This window comes from Streptomyces sp. IMTB 2501 (assembly GCF_001953885.1).
GTDB lineage: Bacteria > Actinomycetota > Actinomycetes > Streptomycetales > Streptomycetaceae > Streptomyces.
In genome coordinates this window covers 19975-36317 of sequence record NZ_MQUS01000012.1, presented here as the reverse complement: position 1 = coordinate 36317, position 16343 = coordinate 19975, and the positions used below count along the sequence as shown (strand labels likewise).

General features: G+C 70.8%; 12 protein-coding genes and 1 pseudogene. 9 read left to right on the top strand and 4 right to left on the bottom strand.

Features of this window, described 5'->3' with window-relative positions:
- Positions 1-48 precede the first annotated feature (48 nt).
- The 3 genes from AV521_RS21370 to sigJ form a co-directional block, all read right to left on the bottom strand.
- Positions 49-960 (bottom strand): carbohydrate kinase, encoded by a 912-nt coding sequence (locus AV521_RS21370; RefSeq protein WP_076090073.1) that lies wholly within the window; start codon positions 958-960, stop codon positions 49-51.
- Complete coding sequence (locus tag AV521_RS21365) at positions 957-2114, bottom strand: LacI family DNA-binding transcriptional regulator (protein WP_076090072.1); 1158 nt, start codon at positions 2112-2114, stop codon at positions 957-959. The genes AV521_RS21370 and AV521_RS21365 overlap by 4 nt, the downstream gene beginning before the upstream one ends.
- A 322-nt stretch (positions 2115-2436) precedes the next feature.
- Positions 2437-3387: an RNA polymerase sigma factor SigJ gene (gene sigJ, locus AV521_RS21360; RefSeq protein ID WP_076090071.1), complete on the bottom strand. Its 951-nt coding sequence runs from the start codon at positions 3385-3387 to the stop codon at positions 2437-2439.
- A gap of 151 nt (positions 3388-3538) precedes the next feature.
- On the opposite strand from sigJ, the gene AV521_RS21355 reads away from it, so the two are divergent.
- The 3 genes and pseudogenes from AV521_RS21355 to AV521_RS21345 all read left to right on the top strand — a co-directional run bounded on the left by AV521_RS21355 (position 3539) and on the right by AV521_RS21345 (position 5659).
- The gene (locus AV521_RS21355) at positions 3539-4675 is read left to right on the top strand and encodes an LUD domain-containing protein (RefSeq protein WP_076090070.1); all 1137 of its coding nucleotides are present in this window, start codon (positions 3539-3541) and stop codon (positions 4673-4675) included.
- Between the two features lie 165 nt (positions 4676-4840).
- Positions 4841-4981 (top strand): annotated as a pseudogene (locus tag AV521_RS47755) (IS5/IS1182 family transposase); the annotation flags it as partial.
- Between the two features lie 249 nt (positions 4982-5230).
- On the top strand, positions 5231-5659 hold the full coding sequence (locus AV521_RS21345; RefSeq protein WP_076090262.1) for a Rieske (2Fe-2S) protein: 429 nt from the start codon (positions 5231-5233) through the stop codon (positions 5657-5659).
- 384 nt (positions 5660-6043) lie between these two features.
- Here the strand turns inward: AV521_RS21345 and AV521_RS21340 are convergent, their stop codons facing one another.
- Positions 6044-6991: a hypothetical protein gene (locus tag AV521_RS21340; protein ID WP_076090068.1), complete on the bottom strand. Its 948-nt coding sequence runs from the start codon at positions 6989-6991 to the stop codon at positions 6044-6046.
- A 282-nt stretch (positions 6992-7273) separates the two neighbouring features.
- Here AV521_RS21340 and AV521_RS21335 point away from each other — a divergent pair, with 282 nt between their 5' ends.
- The 6 genes from AV521_RS21335 (at position 7274) to AV521_RS21310 (ending at position 16038) form a co-directional block, all read left to right on the top strand.
- The gene (locus tag AV521_RS21335; protein ID WP_256725647.1) at positions 7274-7714 is read left to right on the top strand and encodes a hypothetical protein; all 441 of its coding nucleotides are present in this window, start codon (positions 7274-7276) and stop codon (positions 7712-7714) included.
- Between the two features lie 3 nt (positions 7715-7717).
- Complete coding sequence (gene uvrC / locus AV521_RS21330; protein ID WP_076090067.1) at positions 7718-9850, top strand: excinuclease ABC subunit UvrC; 2133 nt, start codon at positions 7718-7720, stop codon at positions 9848-9850.
- The gene (rapZ, locus tag AV521_RS21325) at positions 9847-10866 is read left to right on the top strand and encodes an RNase adapter RapZ (RefSeq protein WP_076090066.1); all 1020 of its coding nucleotides are present in this window, start codon (positions 9847-9849) and stop codon (positions 10864-10866) included. Before uvrC ends, rapZ begins: the two co-directional genes overlap by 4 nt.
- Positions 10863-11930, top strand: coding sequence for a uridine diphosphate-N-acetylglucosamine-binding protein YvcK (yvcK, locus tag AV521_RS21320; protein ID WP_076090065.1), 1068 nt, complete (start codon positions 10863-10865; stop codon positions 11928-11930). Before rapZ ends, yvcK begins: the two co-directional genes overlap by 4 nt.
- Complete coding sequence (gene whiA, locus AV521_RS21315) at positions 11921-12910, top strand: DNA-binding protein WhiA (RefSeq protein WP_067125808.1); 990 nt, start codon at positions 11921-11923, stop codon at positions 12908-12910. The genes yvcK and whiA overlap by 10 nt, the downstream gene beginning before the upstream one ends.
- Before the next feature lie 173 nt (positions 12911-13083).
- Complete coding sequence (locus tag AV521_RS21310) at positions 13084-16038, top strand: M14 family metallopeptidase (protein ID WP_079249355.1); 2955 nt, start codon at positions 13084-13086, stop codon at positions 16036-16038.
- Positions 16039-16343: the final 305 nt, after the last annotated feature.

The window sequence follows — 16343 nt, the reverse complement described above, 5'->3', positions numbered from 1 at the left end:
CCACGGGTCCGGCCGCACCTTGACAACAGCAGAGAGAACGAGGGCCGCTCACAGTTCACCCAGCTCGGCGGCGTACGGCGGCTCGGCTCCCGCCCGTGAGCAGGTGATCGCCGCCGCGTGTGCCGCGAAGCGCAGCAGGCGCGTCCAGCCCTCTGTCCCGAGGGCGGCGAGCGCGTCCGCGGACAGCGCGTCCAGGGCCGAAAGCCCGTGCAGCAAAGCCGCGTTCACCGTGTCACCGGCGCCGATGGTGTCCACCACGGCGACCTTCTCACCCGGCACGGAGTACTCCGCGCCGTCCCGGGTGAACACGCTCAGCCCGTCCCCGCCCCGGGTCACCACGACGGCCGCCGGTCCCGCGGCCAGCCACTCGCCCGGGGTGCCACCCAGCCACTCGGCGTCCTCCGCGGAGAGCTTCAGCAGCGTCACCGAGGGCAGCCAGCTCTTGAAACGCGCCCGGTAGGCGTCCGCGTCCGGGATCAGTCCCGCCCGGATGTTGGGGTCGAGCGCGGTGAACAGCCCCTGCCGCGCGGCCGTGCGCATCAGCTCCTCATAGGCGCTCGCCCCCGGTTCCAGGACGAGCGAGCAGGTGCCGAACGACACCGCGCGCGTGTCGGCGGGCAGCACGGCCGGGGCGGTGAACAGACGGTCGGCGGTACCTTCGACATAGAAGGAGTAGGCGGCCGAGCCGCTGCCGTCGATCGTGGCCACCGCCAGAGTCGTCGGCTCCGTCCCACGCTGCACGCCGGACACGTCCACTCCCGCTCCTCGCAGCCCGTCGAGCAGGGCCTCGCCGAAGGCGTCGTGCGACGTCCGGGAGCAGAACGTGGTGGGGGAGCCCAGCCGACCGAGGGCCACGGCGGTGTTGTACGGGCCGCCGCCGAGCGCCGGCTTCAGGTCCGCGAGGGCACCGGGGCCCTGCGGTACCAGGTCGATCAGTGCCTCACCGGCGACGACGATCACGAGGCAATTCCCTTCTCCGACAGCGTGGTTGATGCGGTGTGCGCGGGCTCCTCCGACCCGCCCGGCTCCTCCGGGCACCCGCAGGACGTGCGATGGACGTATGCGCACGGCAGCCGCAGCGTCCTGATCGGCCGGTGCGGCTCGTCCAGGCGGTCCAGGAGCACCTGCACTGCCTGCGCGCCCAACTCCCTGCTGGGCTGGGCGATCGCGGTGAGCCGGGGTGAGAACAGGTCGGCCCAGGCGAAGTCGTCGAAGCAGCACAGGGCGATGTCGTCCGGTACGGACAGGCCGTGCCGGCGAAGGGCGCGCAGGGCGCCGATGGTCATCGCGTTGTTGGCGGTGACGAGAGCCGTGGGCGGATCGGGCAGGGAGAGCAGGGCGGCCGTCGCCTGCTCGGCACCCGCGGACTCGGAGTTCCCGGACACCAGAAGCCGTTCGTCGTGGGCCAGGCCGGCGGCGGCGAGACCGTCCCGGTAGCCGGCCACCCGTTCATTCGTGGTGCTGAGCCCGGGCAGGCCCGCGACCAGGCCGATCCGGAGGTGGCCCAAACCGGCGAGGTGGGTGACGAGACGGGCGGTCGGTTCGGCGCTCTCGGCGCAGATCTGGTCGTACCAGGGCGTGTCCTCGCCAGGGGCGGCGCCCGCGCCACCCCCCGCTCCACCACCCCCCGCTCCGCCGCCGGTCGCGCCGCCGTCCGCCACGCCCGGGTCGATCACACGGTCCAGGAACACCGTCGGTACGGCATGGCGGCGCAGATAGCCGACCAGATCGTGCGGATACACGGAAGGAGCGACGATCACTCCGTCCACCCGGCGCTCATGGAGGAGCTGCACGACCTTGCGTTCGTGCCCGGGGTCGTCGTGGGGGTCCGCGATGAGCAGGCTGTAGCCCGCCTCCAGGGCGGCGGCCTCGACGCCCTGGAGGATCTCCGTGAAGTACGGATTGCTGATCGCCGACACCGCGAGCCCGATGGAGCGGGTGCGGGAGGTCACCAGGGAACGGGCCAGAGTGTTGGGGGTATAGCCGAGGGCGTCGATGGCGTCCAGCACGGCCTGGCGGGTGTGCGACAGCACCGGACGCGTGCCGTTCAGGACGTGGGAGACGGTCGCCACGGAGACCCCGGCGCTCCGCGCGACGTCGGCCATGGTGGGCATTGCGTCCCCTCCCTGAACTGATCGAGCGCAGGCTTTCTGGCCGGGACGGTATCCCATCGGCCACGCTCGCGTAAACGCTTACGCAAGCGTTTACGCCCCCTCCATCCAGTCCGCCACCAGCACCGGGCCACACCTTCCCCGTCACCGCCTGGATAGGCCCTGTCCCGTCGATCTTTCGGTCAGCGCTGGGACCGGCCCATGCGCCGGAGTAAGTCCCCGCGGTCGGAGGCCGCTGATCGAGCACAGGGTCGTTTCGCCCCGAAGCCCCTCGGTTCCGGGGTGCTTGGAGGTCCCCATGGCTGTCGTCGGCCCGCGAGGCCGGTCACCACAGCTGCCATGGGCGGAGCTTGTCCGGGTTGCGCACCGCCCAGATACGCGTGATCCGGTCGTCCTCGACCTCGAACGCGAACACCGTCTCGATCAGGCCCCCGGACTCGACCACCAGGCCCGGCAGCCCGTTGACCGTGCGCTCGAGGATCGTGCGGGGCGGCGCGAACCGGGCGATCGTGCGGTAGAGGTGGGCGATCTGCTCTGCGCCCTCGATCGGCAGCAGGTGGGCGATGGCGCGGCCACCGCCGTCGGAGATCGCGGTGGCGCCCGGGTCGAGCAGGCTTAGCAGGGCCTCGATGTCCTGCGCCTCCCAGGCCGCCTTGAACCGCCGGACGACGCTCGCCTGCCGGGCCGCGTTCGGGCTCGCTCCGGCCCGGGCTGCGGCGATGCGACGGCGGGCCGAGGACGCCAGCTGACGGCACGCTGCCGGGCTGCGGCCGACGATCTCGGCCACCTCGGCGAACGGGTAGCGGAAGACGTCATGCAGCACGAACGCGACGCGCTCGGCCGGGGTCATCGACTCGAACACGACCAGGAAGGCCATGGTCACCGACTCGTTGAGGGTGATCCGGTCGGCCGGGTCCAGCTCGGCGCCGCCCGCCGCCCCGGCGATCCACTCGGCCGGGTCGGGCAGCGGCTCCGGGATCCATTCTCCGACGTAGGTCTCCCGCCGGGCACGCGCCGAGCCGAGCATGGTCAGGCAGATGCGGCTGGCCACCTTCGTCAGCCAGGCGCCCGGGGACTGGACGGCCTCCTGCTGCGCCCGGGACATCGCGTACCAGCGGGTGTAGGTCTCCTGGACGACGTCCTCCGCGTCGGCCAGGGACCCGAGCAGCCGGTAGGCGAGATTCAGCAGCTGTCGCCGCTCGCTCATGATCGTGCTCAGGCCCGGGTCCCGCTGCTCGTCTGCCTGCCGCTGTGCCTGTTCCGACGGGGTGGTCATACGCTCTCCGGCTCCCTCGTTCACGTTCCCTTCCCTTTACGACGAATCAGAGCGGCGGAATGTGAGGTCGGCGGCTCGCCTCACATTCGGCGGGGCTGCGTTGTCGGACTGGTGAAGAGGAGCACGCCATCCACAGGACAGGACGCTGAGCATGAACGACTTCCAAGAAATCGCCGACCGCGTCGAGATCGAAGCGCTGCGCGGCGAGTTCACCGACGCGGCGATGATGCGCGACCGTGCCCGCCTCGCCGCGCTGTTCACCCCCGACGGCGTTCTGCGCATGCCCAACGTCCCGGTCGAGCTTATCGGCCGGGAGGAGATCCGGACCGGACGCGAACGCCTGCAGAGCCAGTGGGACTTCTTCGTGCAGAACAGTCACCCGGGCACGATCCAGATCGACGGCGACACCGCCACCGGTCGCACGTACATGCAGGAGATCGTGCGTCTGCTCGACGGCCGCTCGGGCCTGAACTTCGCCATTTACCACGACACCTACCGGCGTACACCGGAGGGATGGAAGTTCGCCGAGCGGGTCTACGAGGTCAGGTACGTCGACAACACCCCGCTGGGGGGTTCGGCGCCCGGCCCCGACGCTCAGGCGCCCGACTCCGGTAAGGCCGGGGACGCCGGCCGGGCGCCGGGTGCCGGTGAGGCGGACGCGTCGGCCACGGGGGCGCCCGACGACTTCAGCGCACCGGCGTCCGCCGAACGGCTGGACCGGGCGATCGAGGCGCTGCGAGCGAACGGCTTTACCGCCGAACTGCTCGACGACGCCGCGGCGGCCCGCGCTCGCATCAAGGAACTGATACCCGAGGGCGCGGGCGTGTTCACCGGGGCCAGCGAGACGCTTCGGCTCTCCGGTGTCACGCAGGACATCGAGACGGGCGACCGCTACCAGGCCATCCGGCCGCGCGTGCTGAAGATGGACCGCGCCACCGAGTTCGACCAGATCCGCCGGCTGGTAGCCACCCCCGACGTCTTCGTCGCCAGCGTCGCGGCCGTCACTGAGACCGGCTCGCTCGTCATCGCTTCGGGCAGCGGCAGCCAGCTGCCCGCCTCCGCCGGCGGCGCAGCAAGGGCGATCTGGGTCGTCGGGGCGCAGAAGGTGGTGCCTGACCTGAGCACCGCACTGCGGCGGGTCGAGGAGCACGCTCTTCCGCTGGAGACCGCCCGCGCCCAGGCGGTCTACGGGCAGCCGAGCGCGGTCAACCGTCTGCTTGTCCTCAACGCCGAGCCGCAGCCCGGGCGCGGCACCGTCCTGCTGCTGCGCGAGGCCATCGGATTCTGACATCCCGCGCGGTGAGGACGTCAGAACACCGCGGGGGCGGACGGCGAGCCGTATCGGGCTCACCGTCCGCCGCGTCCCCCGCCTTTCGCACTCTCAAAGGGGGCGGCAGTCGTGGACATCGGAGCGAGGCAGTCTGGAACTGCCTCACCGCCCTCCTGGCGGAGGTACGGGAAGCGCAACGTCGTCGAGCGCGCGATCAATAGGCTGAAGCACTTCCAGGCCGTGGTGGCCTGCTACGACAAGCGACGATGCGTCTTCCACGGCACCGTCACCGTAGCGGCGATCCAGATCTGGCTACGTGCCTGAGCCCTCGGATGCCGGACCAGCAAGCCACTTGGCGCGGAAACCTCCGCTCCGTGTCCATAGCCACCATGGTCGCTTGCCATGGCCACGCCGCCAGGCAAATTCCTGATCCATCACGATCGGCCGGACACTGCCAAGCCCCTCACTGCCACTGCCTGACGTCCCCTCCCCGCAGTCGCCACCCCGGCTCAGGGGCGACCCTTCTGCCCGGGTATCGTCGCCCTGCACACCCCCTGAGCAGTGGAGTTCCAGATGCCCTCCCGATCCTCCGCGAGCCGCCGCACCGTTCTTCGAGGGGCCGCCGTGGCGCCGGTCGCCGGGCTCGGCCTGGCCGCGTGCTCGGCGCCGGGCCAGGGCAGCGCGGTCGCGGCCACTCCGACGGCGCCGGTCGACCTCGGTGCCGAGAGCGAGGTCTCGAAGGGCGGCGCCAAGCTCTACCGGGACCACAACGTGGTTGTCAGCCGTGACGGAAACGGCACGCTGAAGGCTTACAGCACGATCTGCACGCACGCGGGGTGCCCCATCAACAAGCTGCAGGGGACGACCTTGATCTGCCCCTGTCACGGCAGCCAGTTCGATGCCGTGACGGGCAAGGTGGTCCAGTCACCGGCCAGCGAGCCCCTGGCCGAGCTGTCGGTGAAGACCACGAACGGCAGGATCATCGCCGGCCCGGGCGCCTGACCGCCGTGCCGGCGTCTTGGCCGCGCGACCGCATGACCGTCCTCACGCACAGTTGCTCGGCCGTCCCCGCATAGCCCCAGGGCGTTCCCGGGCGGGCGCGTGCTGTCCCTGCGCTGCCGTGCACCGTACCCGCACGGTCGCCGACGGTCCTCCTCCCCGCTGCGCACGACCGTTCCCGCGCGGCCGCATGGCTGCGCCTGCGCAGCTGCGCGACCATCAGCCTCTCCGGCTGTCGCACGACCGTCCCTCCGCGGCCGTCAGTCGCGCGGCTGCCCCCGGCTCGCACGTGACCGCCCAGCGCCGCGCCACCGAGCCAGGAGGGAAGCCCCGGGCGTCGTCCGGATGGACTTGGACTGCCTCAACTGGCTTACGCCCGAGGCGACTTCACTCCCACTCCCATGCGATGCCGACGATGCCCGGGCGTATCCGGGGCTCGACCACGTGGACGCAGTGGTGTGGGCCGGTGACCAGCAGTTCGTGCCGGCCGCTGCGGGGGGCCGCCGCCGAGTGCTGGGTGAAGCGATGGCAGCGGGCCGGCAGCGCGGCCGCGTCGAAGCGCACCTGGAGCGCGTACTGGCCGCCGGGGAAGCCGAAGCGGTGGAGGTACTCACGGGAGGGCCCGGCCGTGCCGTCCTCGATGCCGTACCGGAAGAGGAAGGTGTCCCCGGAGCGCAGCCGGGTGTCGAAGAGCAGCTCTGTCACCAGGACGCCGGTCTCCTGGTCCCAGCGGACGCGTCCTGTGCGGCAGTTCTCCAGCGCCCGCACTCTGATGTCGTGCGGGCGGCAGCCCGGGTCGCCGTGGTGCACGGTGACGAAGCGGTCGACGCCGTCGCGGTGGGCCCGCACGATGTGGTGGGCTTCGCGGCCCGCCAGTTCGCGCCGGGCGCCGATGCGGACGCATTCGTGGTGGCCGAGGGTGTGCAGCCCGCCGTCGAGGGACCAGCCCAGCTCGGCCCGGAGCCGGTCCAGGACGCCCGAGGCCTCGATCAGGGAGCGGTAGGAGCGCCCCGCCGGGCGGCCGGTCACCGCGCGCTCGTCGACCTCGGCGAGCAGCCGGATCAGCGACTCGTCCGGCAACTGGAGGATCTCCTCCAGCGCCCGTACCGCCCGGAGTGACTCGGGGCGCTGTGGGCGGCGGGCGCCCTGCTGCCAGTAACTGAGGCTGGTCACACCGACCTTGACCCCGTGCCGGGACAGGTGGTGCTGGACGCGCTGGAGCGGCAGCCCGCGTGCGGCGATCGCGGCGCGCAGCGCCACATGGAAGGGGCCGCCGCGCAGGGCCGTGTCCAGTTCCGCGGTGGGGAGGTGCGCGTGCTCTGTGGCATGCCGCATGCCGGGGCGCCTTTCTGTGAGGTGTCGCTACGGCTGGTCAGACCGTCTGCGCTGGTGTGCGGGGCCACCCCCGTGGGCGCTGTGGACGCCTGTAGCTGCGCACGCCGCGCCCGTACGCGTGCGTGCGCGGCCCCGAGTTCCCCCGCATTGAAGCGTGTTGACCAGACCCCGACAACACCTCGAACCCGCCACGACCGAAGCCGACCGGGTCCCGACGCCGTGCCCGAGCCGCCGGTCACGGGCCGCACGCTCGCCCGCGCCACCCGATGGGAAGATCGGCGGGTGACGGAGACCTGGACATTCGCCGGTGAGCCCATGTCCGTGACGGCCGGGGAGGCGGCCGTCGCCCTGCGACGGCGGATCGCCGAGGGGCGTCCCGAAACCTGGCTGATCAGCTCCGCCGGGCGTCTGCTGACCGTGGTGAGCAACACCGAGCGCGCTTTGGTGATGCTTCTCGACGAAGAGGACGATCCGGGCGCGCACGCCGTCTCGGCGGGATCTCACGGGACGAGCGGCGGCTTCCGGCTCGTCGAACGGGCAGTGCGACACCTACCCGGACGAGGACACCGTGCCGCTCGACGAGGCCTTCCGCATCGTCCGGCACATGATCGGTACGGGTCTGCCGCCGGCGGGCACGGCATGGTGCGCGGAGGGGTGAGCGGCACGGGCGCGGGGGTTGTCCACAGGCCCGACGCGGTGTCGGTGCTCGCCAGTAGGGTGTGAGACATGGCCGATCCCTCCAGCTACCGCCCCAGGCCGGGTGAGATCCCGGACTCTCCCGGGGTGTACAGGTTCCGTGACGAGCACCGCCGGGTGATCTACGTCGGAAAGGCGAAAAGCCTGCGCCAGCGCCTGGCGAACTACTTCCAGGACCTGGCGAACCTGCACCCGCGCACCCGGACGATGGTGACCACTGCCGCGTCCGTGGAGTGGACCGTGGTGTCCACGGAGGTCGAGGCGCTCCAGCTGGAGTACTCCTGGATCAAGGAGTACGACCCCCGGTTCAACGTCAAGTACCGCGACGACAAGAGCTACCCGTACCTCGCGGTGACGATGAACGAGGAGTTCCCGCGTGTGCAGGTGATGCGCGGTCACAAGAAGAAGGGTGTCCGGTACTTCGGGCCGTACGGGCACGCGTGGGCCATCCGGGACACCGTCGATCTGCTGCTGCGCGTGTTCCCGGTGCGCACCTGCTCGGCCGGTGTGTTCAAGAACGCCGCCCGCACCGGCCGCCCCTGTCTGCTCGGCTACATCGGCAAGTGCTCCGCCCCCTGCGTCGGCCGGATCAGCCCCGAGGATCACCAGGAGCTGGCCGAGGAGTTCTGCGACTTCATGGCCGGCCGCACCGGCACCTACCTCCGCCGTCTGGAGAAGCAGATGATGGAGGCGGCCGAGGAGATGGAGTACGAGCGTGCCGCCCGGCTGCGCGACGACATCGAGGCCTTGAAGAAGGCCATGGAGAAGAACGCCGTCGTGCTCGCCGACGCGACGGACGCCGACCTCATCGCCGTCGCCGAGGACGAGCTGGAGGCGGCCGTGCAGATCTTCCATGTGCGCGGAGGCCGGGTGCGCGGCCAGCGCGGCTGGGTGACCGACAAGGTCGAGGAGATCACCACCGGCGCGCTGGTCGAGCATGCTCTGCAGCAGCTCTACGGCGAGGAGACCGGGGACGCGGTCCCCAAGGAGGTGCTGGTTCCGGCGCTGCCCGAGCCGGCCCTGCCGGCCCAGGAGTGGCTGACCGGCCGCCGAGGGGCCAATGTCTCCCTGCGTATCCCGCAGCGCGGCGACAAGAAGGCGCTCATGGAGACCGTGCAGCGCAACGCCCAGCAGGCCCTCACGCTGCACAAGACCAAGCGCGCATCCGACCTGACCACGCGCTCACGCGCCCTGGAGGAGATCGCCGAGGCCCTCGACCTGGACAGCGCCCCGCTGCGCATCGAGTGCTACGACATCTCACATCTCCAGGGGGACGACGTGGTCGCCTCCATGGTCGTCTTCGAGGACGGCCTGCAGCGCAAGAGCGAGTACCGCCGCTTCCAGATCAAGGGCTTCGCCGGCCAGGACGACGTCCGCTCCATGCACGAGGTGATCACCCGCCGCTTCAAGCGCTACCTCGCCGAGAAGGAGAAGACGGGCGAGTGGGCCGACGGCTCCGGCACCGAGGACTCCCTCACCGACGGTGAGGGCGCGCTCACGAGCGCGGACATGGGCGCCGGTGCCGAGGCGTTCACCGGTACGGACGGGCTCACCAGCTCCCTCAAGGACGACGAGGGCCGCCCCAAGAAGTTCGCGTACCCGCCCCAGTTGGTCGTGGTCGACGGCGGACAGCCCCAGGTCGCCGCGGCCCGGCGCGCCCTGGACGAGCTGGGTATCGACGACATCGCGGTCTGCGGTCTCGCCAAGCGCCTGGAGGAGGTCTGGCTGCCCGGCGACGACGACCCGGTGATCCTGCCCCGGACCAGCGAGGGCCTTTATCTGCTCCAGCGCGTGCGGGACGAGGCCCACCGGTTCGCGATCACCTACCAGCGCACCAAGCGCGCCAAGCGCTTCCGGGCCGGTCCCCTGGACGATGTCCCCGGCCTCGGCGAGACCCGCAAACAGGCGCTCATCAAGCATTTCGGCTCGGTGAAGAAGCTTCGGTCCGCCACAATCGAACAGATCCAGGCGGTGCCCGGGATAGGCCGGAAGACGGCCGAGACGATCGCCGCGGCGCTCGCCGCGGCGGTCCCGGCCGCACCCGCCGTGAACACGGCGACTGGGGAGATCATTGAGGAGGAGGAACCCGAGACGACGGCGGGTTCCTCGGGGGAACCCGTAACCGCGGGCCTCCCGGACGAACGACGGGGGCAGGAGACATGACCGAGCACGAGACACAGCCCACAGCGGAGCGAGATCGGGCCCACAAGGAAGCAGGGCGGGATCAGCACCTGCCCGCGGCCGGTGGCCAGCCCGCGGACCAGGAAAACGGAGCACAGGTGAGCACGGACGGTACGCCGGGTGCAGGCCCCGAAGCGGCCATCCCCGAGCTGGTGATCATCTCCGGTATGTCCGGAGCGGGACGGTCGACGGCGGCCAAGTGTCTGGAGGACCTCGGCTGGTTCGTCGTGGACAACCTCCCGCCCGCCCTCATCCCCACCATGGTGGAGCTGGGTGCCCGCTCGCAGGGCAACGTGGCGCGGATCGCGGTCGTCGTGGACGTGCGCGGCAGACGCTTCTTCGACAATCTGCGCGAATCCCTGGCCGACCTGGACACCCGGGGTGTCACCCGGCGCATCGTCTTCCTGGAGTCGTCCGACGAGGCTCTGGTGCGCCGCTTCGAGTCGGTGCGCCGCCCGCACCCGTTGCAGGGCGACGGCAGGATCGTCGACGGCATCGCCGCCGAGCGCGAGCTGCTGCGCGAGTTGCGCGGCGACGCCGACCTGGTGATCGACACCTCCAGCCTCAACGTGCACGAGCTGCGCGCCAAGATGGACGCCCAGTTCGCCGGCGAGGAGGAGCCGGAGCTGCGGGCCACGGTGATGTCCTTCGGCTTCAAGTACGGCCTTCCGGTCGACGCCGACCTGGTCGCGGACATGCGGTTCCTGCCCAACCCGCACTGGGTCCCGGAGCTGCGCCCGTTCACCGGCCTCAACGAGGAGGTGTCCGCCTATGTCTTCAACCAGCCCGGTGCGAAGGAGTTCCTCGACCGGTACGCCGAACTGCTGCGGCTCATCGCGGCCGGCTACCGGCGTGAGGGCAAGCGGTATGTGACCATCGCCATCGGCTGCACGGGAGGCAAGCACCGTTCGGTGGCGATGTCGGAGAAGCTCGCCGCGCGCCTCGCGGCCGAGGGTGTGGAGACGGTGGTCGTACACCGGGACATGGGACGGGAATGACGGAACGTACACCGCGGCTGAGCCGGCTGCGCCGGATGGTCCCCGAGGCGCGCTCCGGCCGCCCGGTCGAGGCTCGCGGGGCCCGGCCCCGCCGGCGCGGCGCGCAGCCCAAGGTGGTCGCGCTGGGCGGCGGCATGGGCCTGTCCGCCTCGCTCGCCGCGCTGCGCCGGATCACCGGCGACCTGACCGCCGTCGTCACCGTGGCCGACGACGGCGGTTCCAGCGGCCGGCTGCGGGACGAGCTGGGCGTGCTGCCACCGGGCGACCTGCGCAAGGCGCTGGCCGCGCTGTGCGGCGACGACGAGTGGGGCCAGACTTGGGCCCGGGTCATCCAGCACCGCTTCGAGTCCCAGGGCGACCTGCATGAGCACGCGGTCGGCAATCTGCTGATCGTCGCCCTGTGGGAGCAGCTCGGCGACCATGTGCAGGCCCTGGACCTGGTCGGCAAGCTGCTCGGCGCGCACGGGCGCGTGCTGCCCATGTCCGCCGTGCCGCTGGAGCTGCAGGCCCTGGTCAAGGGGCATGACCCGGAGCGCCCGGAGGAGGTGGACACGGTGCGCGGGCAGGCCACGGTCGCGCTCACGCCCGGCGAGGTGCAGTCGGTGCATCTCGTGCCGAACGACCCGCCGGCCGTGCCCGAGGCCGTGGCGGCGGTGCTGGACGCGGACTGGGTGGTGCTCGGCCCCGGCTCCTGGTTCTCCTCGGTGATCCCGCACCTGCTCGTCCCCGAGCTGCTGGACGCCCTGACCGAGACCAAGGCACGCAAGGTGCTGTCGCTGAATCTCGCCCCGCAGCCCGGAGAAACCGAGGGCTTCTCCCCGCAGCGTCATTTGGAGGTTTTGGGGCGACACGCCCCTAAACTCGCCCTGGACGTGGTGCTGGCCGACGAGGCCGCCGTGCCCGACCGCGACTCGCTCACCGAAGCCGCCAAACGGCTGGGAGCCGCGGTCGAGCTGGCCCCGGTGGCCCGGACCGACGGCAGTCCCCGGCACGACCCGGAGCTGTTGGCCGCCGCGTACGACCGTATTTTTCGGATGCATGGAAGGATCGGCCCATGGCGATGACGGCAGCGGTGAAGGACGAGATCTCCCGGCTCCCCGTCACCCGGACCTGCTGCAGGAAGGCGGAGGTCTCCGCCATTCTGCGGTTCGCCGGCGGCCTTCACCTGGTGAGCGGGCGCATCGTGATCGAGGCGGAGCTGGACACCGCGATGGCGGCGCGCCGGCTCAAGCGGGACATCCTGGAGATCTTCGGACACAGCTCCGAGCTGATCGTGATGGCGCCCGGCGGGCTGCGCCGCGGCTCGCGGTACGTCGTGCGGGTCGTCGCCGGCGGTGACCAGCTGGCCCGCCAGACGGGTCTGGTCGACGGCCGGGGCCGCCCGATCAGGGGGCTTCCCCCGCAGGTGGTCTCCGGAGCCACCTGTGACGCGGAGGCGGCCTGGCGCGGGGCCTTCCTGGCGCACGGTTCGCTGACCGAGCCCGGCCGTTCCTCCTCGCTGGAGGTGACCTGCCCGGGGCCCGAGGCCGCGCTCGCGCTGGTCGGCGCCGCCCGTCGGCTGTCGATCGCCGCGAAGGCCCGTGAGGTGCGGGGCGTGGACCGGGTGGTGGTCCGGGACGGTGACGCGATCGGCGCGCTGTTGACCCGGCTCGGCGCGCACGAGTCGGTGCTGGCCTGGGAGGAGCGCCGGATGCGCCGCGAGGTGCGGGCCACGGCCAACCGGCTCGCCAACTTCGACGACGCCAACCTGCGCCGTTCGGCCCGCGCCGCCGTGGCCGCGGGTGCCCGCGTGCAGCGGGCCCTGGAGATCCTGGGCGAGGAGGTTCCCGAGCACCTCGCCGCGGCGGGCCGGCTGCGCATGGAGCACAAGCAGGCCTCCCTGGAGGAGCTGGGCGCGCTCGCCGACCCGCCGCTGACGAAGGACGCGGTCGCGGGCCGTATCCGCCGGCTGCTGGCGATGGCCGACAAGCGCGCCGCCGACCTGGGCATCCCGGGCACGGAGGCCAATCTCTCGGAGGAGCTGGCGGACAACCTGGCCGGCTGACCGTGGCAGGTCGGCGAGCCGGTGCTGGGCCCCGGTCGGGGCTTCGGCACCGGCGTTCGCGTACCTGACGAACCCTCATTTGTGTGGCCGTGAGGCGCCCTTGACTCGATCATGGACTGACATGAACCTGGCAACCTGTTCGCCGCTGTGGCGGACCACCGCTAGGGGGGTTCATGAGACACAGAGCGAGATCGATCCTCGCTGTCGGCGCGCTCCTGATCGGCGGAGCGAGCCTCGCACCCGTAGCCCAGGCGCAGGGCGGAAGTCCGGCGAAGTCCGACCCGGACCAGGTCAAGGTCTTCCGCGCCGATGTCACCAAGAAGCAGATACCGCTGCTTCTCCAGGCCGGCCAGGACGGTGACGAGCTCGGCGAGCAGGTCACCGGAGGCGGAAAGTCCGAGGTCGAGGTCTACCTCACCGACCAGCAGGCCGCGAAGCTCCGCAAGCAGGGCGTCGGCCTCACCGAGCACACCGTCTCGGCCAAGGCGCAGGCACGCCTGGCGAGAGCGTCCCAAGGCGTGTTCCGCCCGTACGGCGGCACCGGCGGGCTGAAGCAGGAGATTCTCGACACCGCCGAGGCCAACCCCGGTCTCACCAAGGTCGAATCCATCGGAAAGACGATCAACGGTCAGGACATCCTCGCGCTCAAACTGACCAAGAACGCGCGGAAGTCGGACGACGGCTCCAAGCCGTCCGTGTTGTACCTGTCCAATCAGCACGCGCGCGAGTGGATCACACCGGAGATGACCCGGCGTCTGATGCACTACTACCTGGACCACTACCGCAACGACAGCCGCATCCGGAAGATCGTCGACTCGACAGAACTGTGGTTCGTGATCTCGGCCAACCCCGACGGCTACGACTACACGTTCAAGAACTCCAGCACCCGCCTGTGGCGCAAGAACCTGCGGGACGTCAACGGCGACGGTGTCATCGGCACGGGCGACGGCGTCGACCTCAACCGCAACTTCCCCTACAAGTGGGGCTACGACGACGAGGGTTCGTCCCCCAATCCCACCAGCGAGACCTACCGCGGCGCGAGCCCCGCGTCCGAGCCCGAGACCAGGGCGCTGGACGCCTTCGAGAAACGCATTGGGTTCGCGTACGCCGTCAACTATCACTCCGCCGCCCAGCTCCTCCTCTACGGCGTCGGCTGGCAGGTCGCCACCCCCACTCCGGACGACGTCCTCTACAAGGCGCTCGCCGGCACACCGGACAACCCGGCCATCCCCGGCTACCGTTCGCAGCTCTCCTCGGAGCTGTACACCACCAACGGCGAGGCGGACGGGCACGCCTCGAACGTCAACGGCGTCGCGATGTTCACCCCCGAGATGTCGACCTGCCAGACCGCGTCGAACGTCGATCCCAACGACGCGTGGAAGCCCGAGGACTGCCAGTCGGTCTTCAACTTCCCCGACGACGAGAAGCTGATCCAGCAGGAGTTCGCCAAGAACATCCCGTTCGCGCTCTCCGTCGCCGAGACCGCCGTACACCCGGACAGACCGGTCTCCTCCGTCGGGCTGAGCGCCGCCGACTTCACACCGGCCGCGTTCCCCACGTCGTACTCCCGGGGCGCGGACCAGGAGGTCTCCGTCGTCGTCCGCAAGGCGATCCGCGACAAGGAGCTGAGGTACCGCGTCAACGGCGGCCGCGTCCTCGACCAGACGCTCCGGCCCTGGAAGGGCGGCAAGACCTACGGCGGCAAGGACGATCTGTACTTCGACGAGTACCGGGCCAAGGTGCGTGACGGCGAGCCGGGCGACAAGGTCGAGGTGTGGTTCACCGGTGAGACGGACAGCGGCAAGAAGGTCTCCAGTTCGCACTTCACGTACACGGTCGCCGAGCGGCCCAGGGCCGACACGCTCGTCGTCGCCGAGGAGGGCACCGCGGCCACGCAGGCGCAGAAGTACATGGACGCGGTCCGGGCGGCCGGGCATCGGGCGATCGTGTGGGACGTCGCGACACAGGGCGCCCCGGACGCGCTCGGCGTGTTGAAGCACTTCCGGACCGTCGTGCACTACTCCGGCGCGAACGGCCCCGGTAACGCCACCCAACTGCAACTGCGCGCCTATCTGAACGAGGGCGGCAGGCTGATCGAGGCCGGCGAACTGGCAGGCGGCAGCGTCGACCTCGGCGGCGGCACCCTCTCGGACGACTTCAGCCAGTACTACCTGGGCGCCTACAGCCGTACGTCGACCAAGGGGGCCACCGGGTTCACCGGCTCCGGCGTACTCGACGGCTACACCGGCGCCCTCGGCGACGCCTCAGGCAACCCGCTGGACCAGGCCGGCACCTACGGCGTCACCTCCGACGCGCTGCCGGTCGCCACGTACCCGCAGTTCAAGAGCGCGGGCGCGGGCCGGTTCGCCGGGACCGTCAATCCCTACGGGCCGTATTCCGGCTCGTACATGGCCGCCGCCGTGCACACCGACGACGCCTACAAGCGCCTCGCCCGCACCATCGACCTCACCGGCGTCAGCGCCGCCGACAAGCCGACGCTGAGCGCCCGGCTGCTGTGGGACACCGAGCCGGGCTACGACCATGCCGTGATCGAGGCGCACACCGTGGGCGCCGACGACTGGACGACCCTGCCGGAGGCAGGGGGCGCCACCAGGGCGGCCGTACCGGCGGACTGTGGGCAGGGGTTCCTGATCGGCGAGCATCCGTGGCTGAAGCACTATCTGACGCTCGACGGCAACGCCTGCACCGCGACCGGCACGACCGGCTCCTGGAACAGCCTCACCGGCAACTCCGGCGGCTGGCGGCAGGTCGCCTTCGACCTGAGCGCCTATGCCGGCAAGTCCGTCGAGGTGTCGATCAGCTACATCACCGACCCGGGCACCGGCGGCCATGGCGTCCTCGCCGACGACGCCTCGCTCGTCGTCGGCGGCACGGCCAAGGAGACCGAGGGCTTCGAGTCGTCCCTCGGGGCCTGGCACGTGCCCGGACCGCCCCCGGGCAGTCCGGCCGTCCTGAAGGACTGGACGCGCTCCGGGACGCTGTTCCAGACCTACGGAGCGGTCACCACGGACGACACCGTGCTGCTCGGTTTCGGTCTGGAGCAGGTGTCGTCGGCGGCCGATCGGGCAGCACTGCTGAGGAAGGCGTTCACCACGCTCGGCGGGTGAGGCCCGCCACGTTGACAGATCCCGCTCTCCTTGTTCCAACAGGTGAGCGGGAGCCCTCTCAACGGTGCGCAGACGTGCCCCTCTCCACCACCTGATCAAGTGAGCCGACCCGCTCACGAACGAGTGAAGAGGGCGCAAAAACCGCCCGACATTCCGTACCAAATACGGGTGAATCCATTGTCGATCCGGGACGGTCCGTACCCCTACTGACGGGTACGGACCGCCTGCCCGTGTATGGGCCATCTCGATGTCACCCCGGGGCCCGCAGGGAGGTAGGGTCGGTGGTGGTCGGGGACATCCCAAAC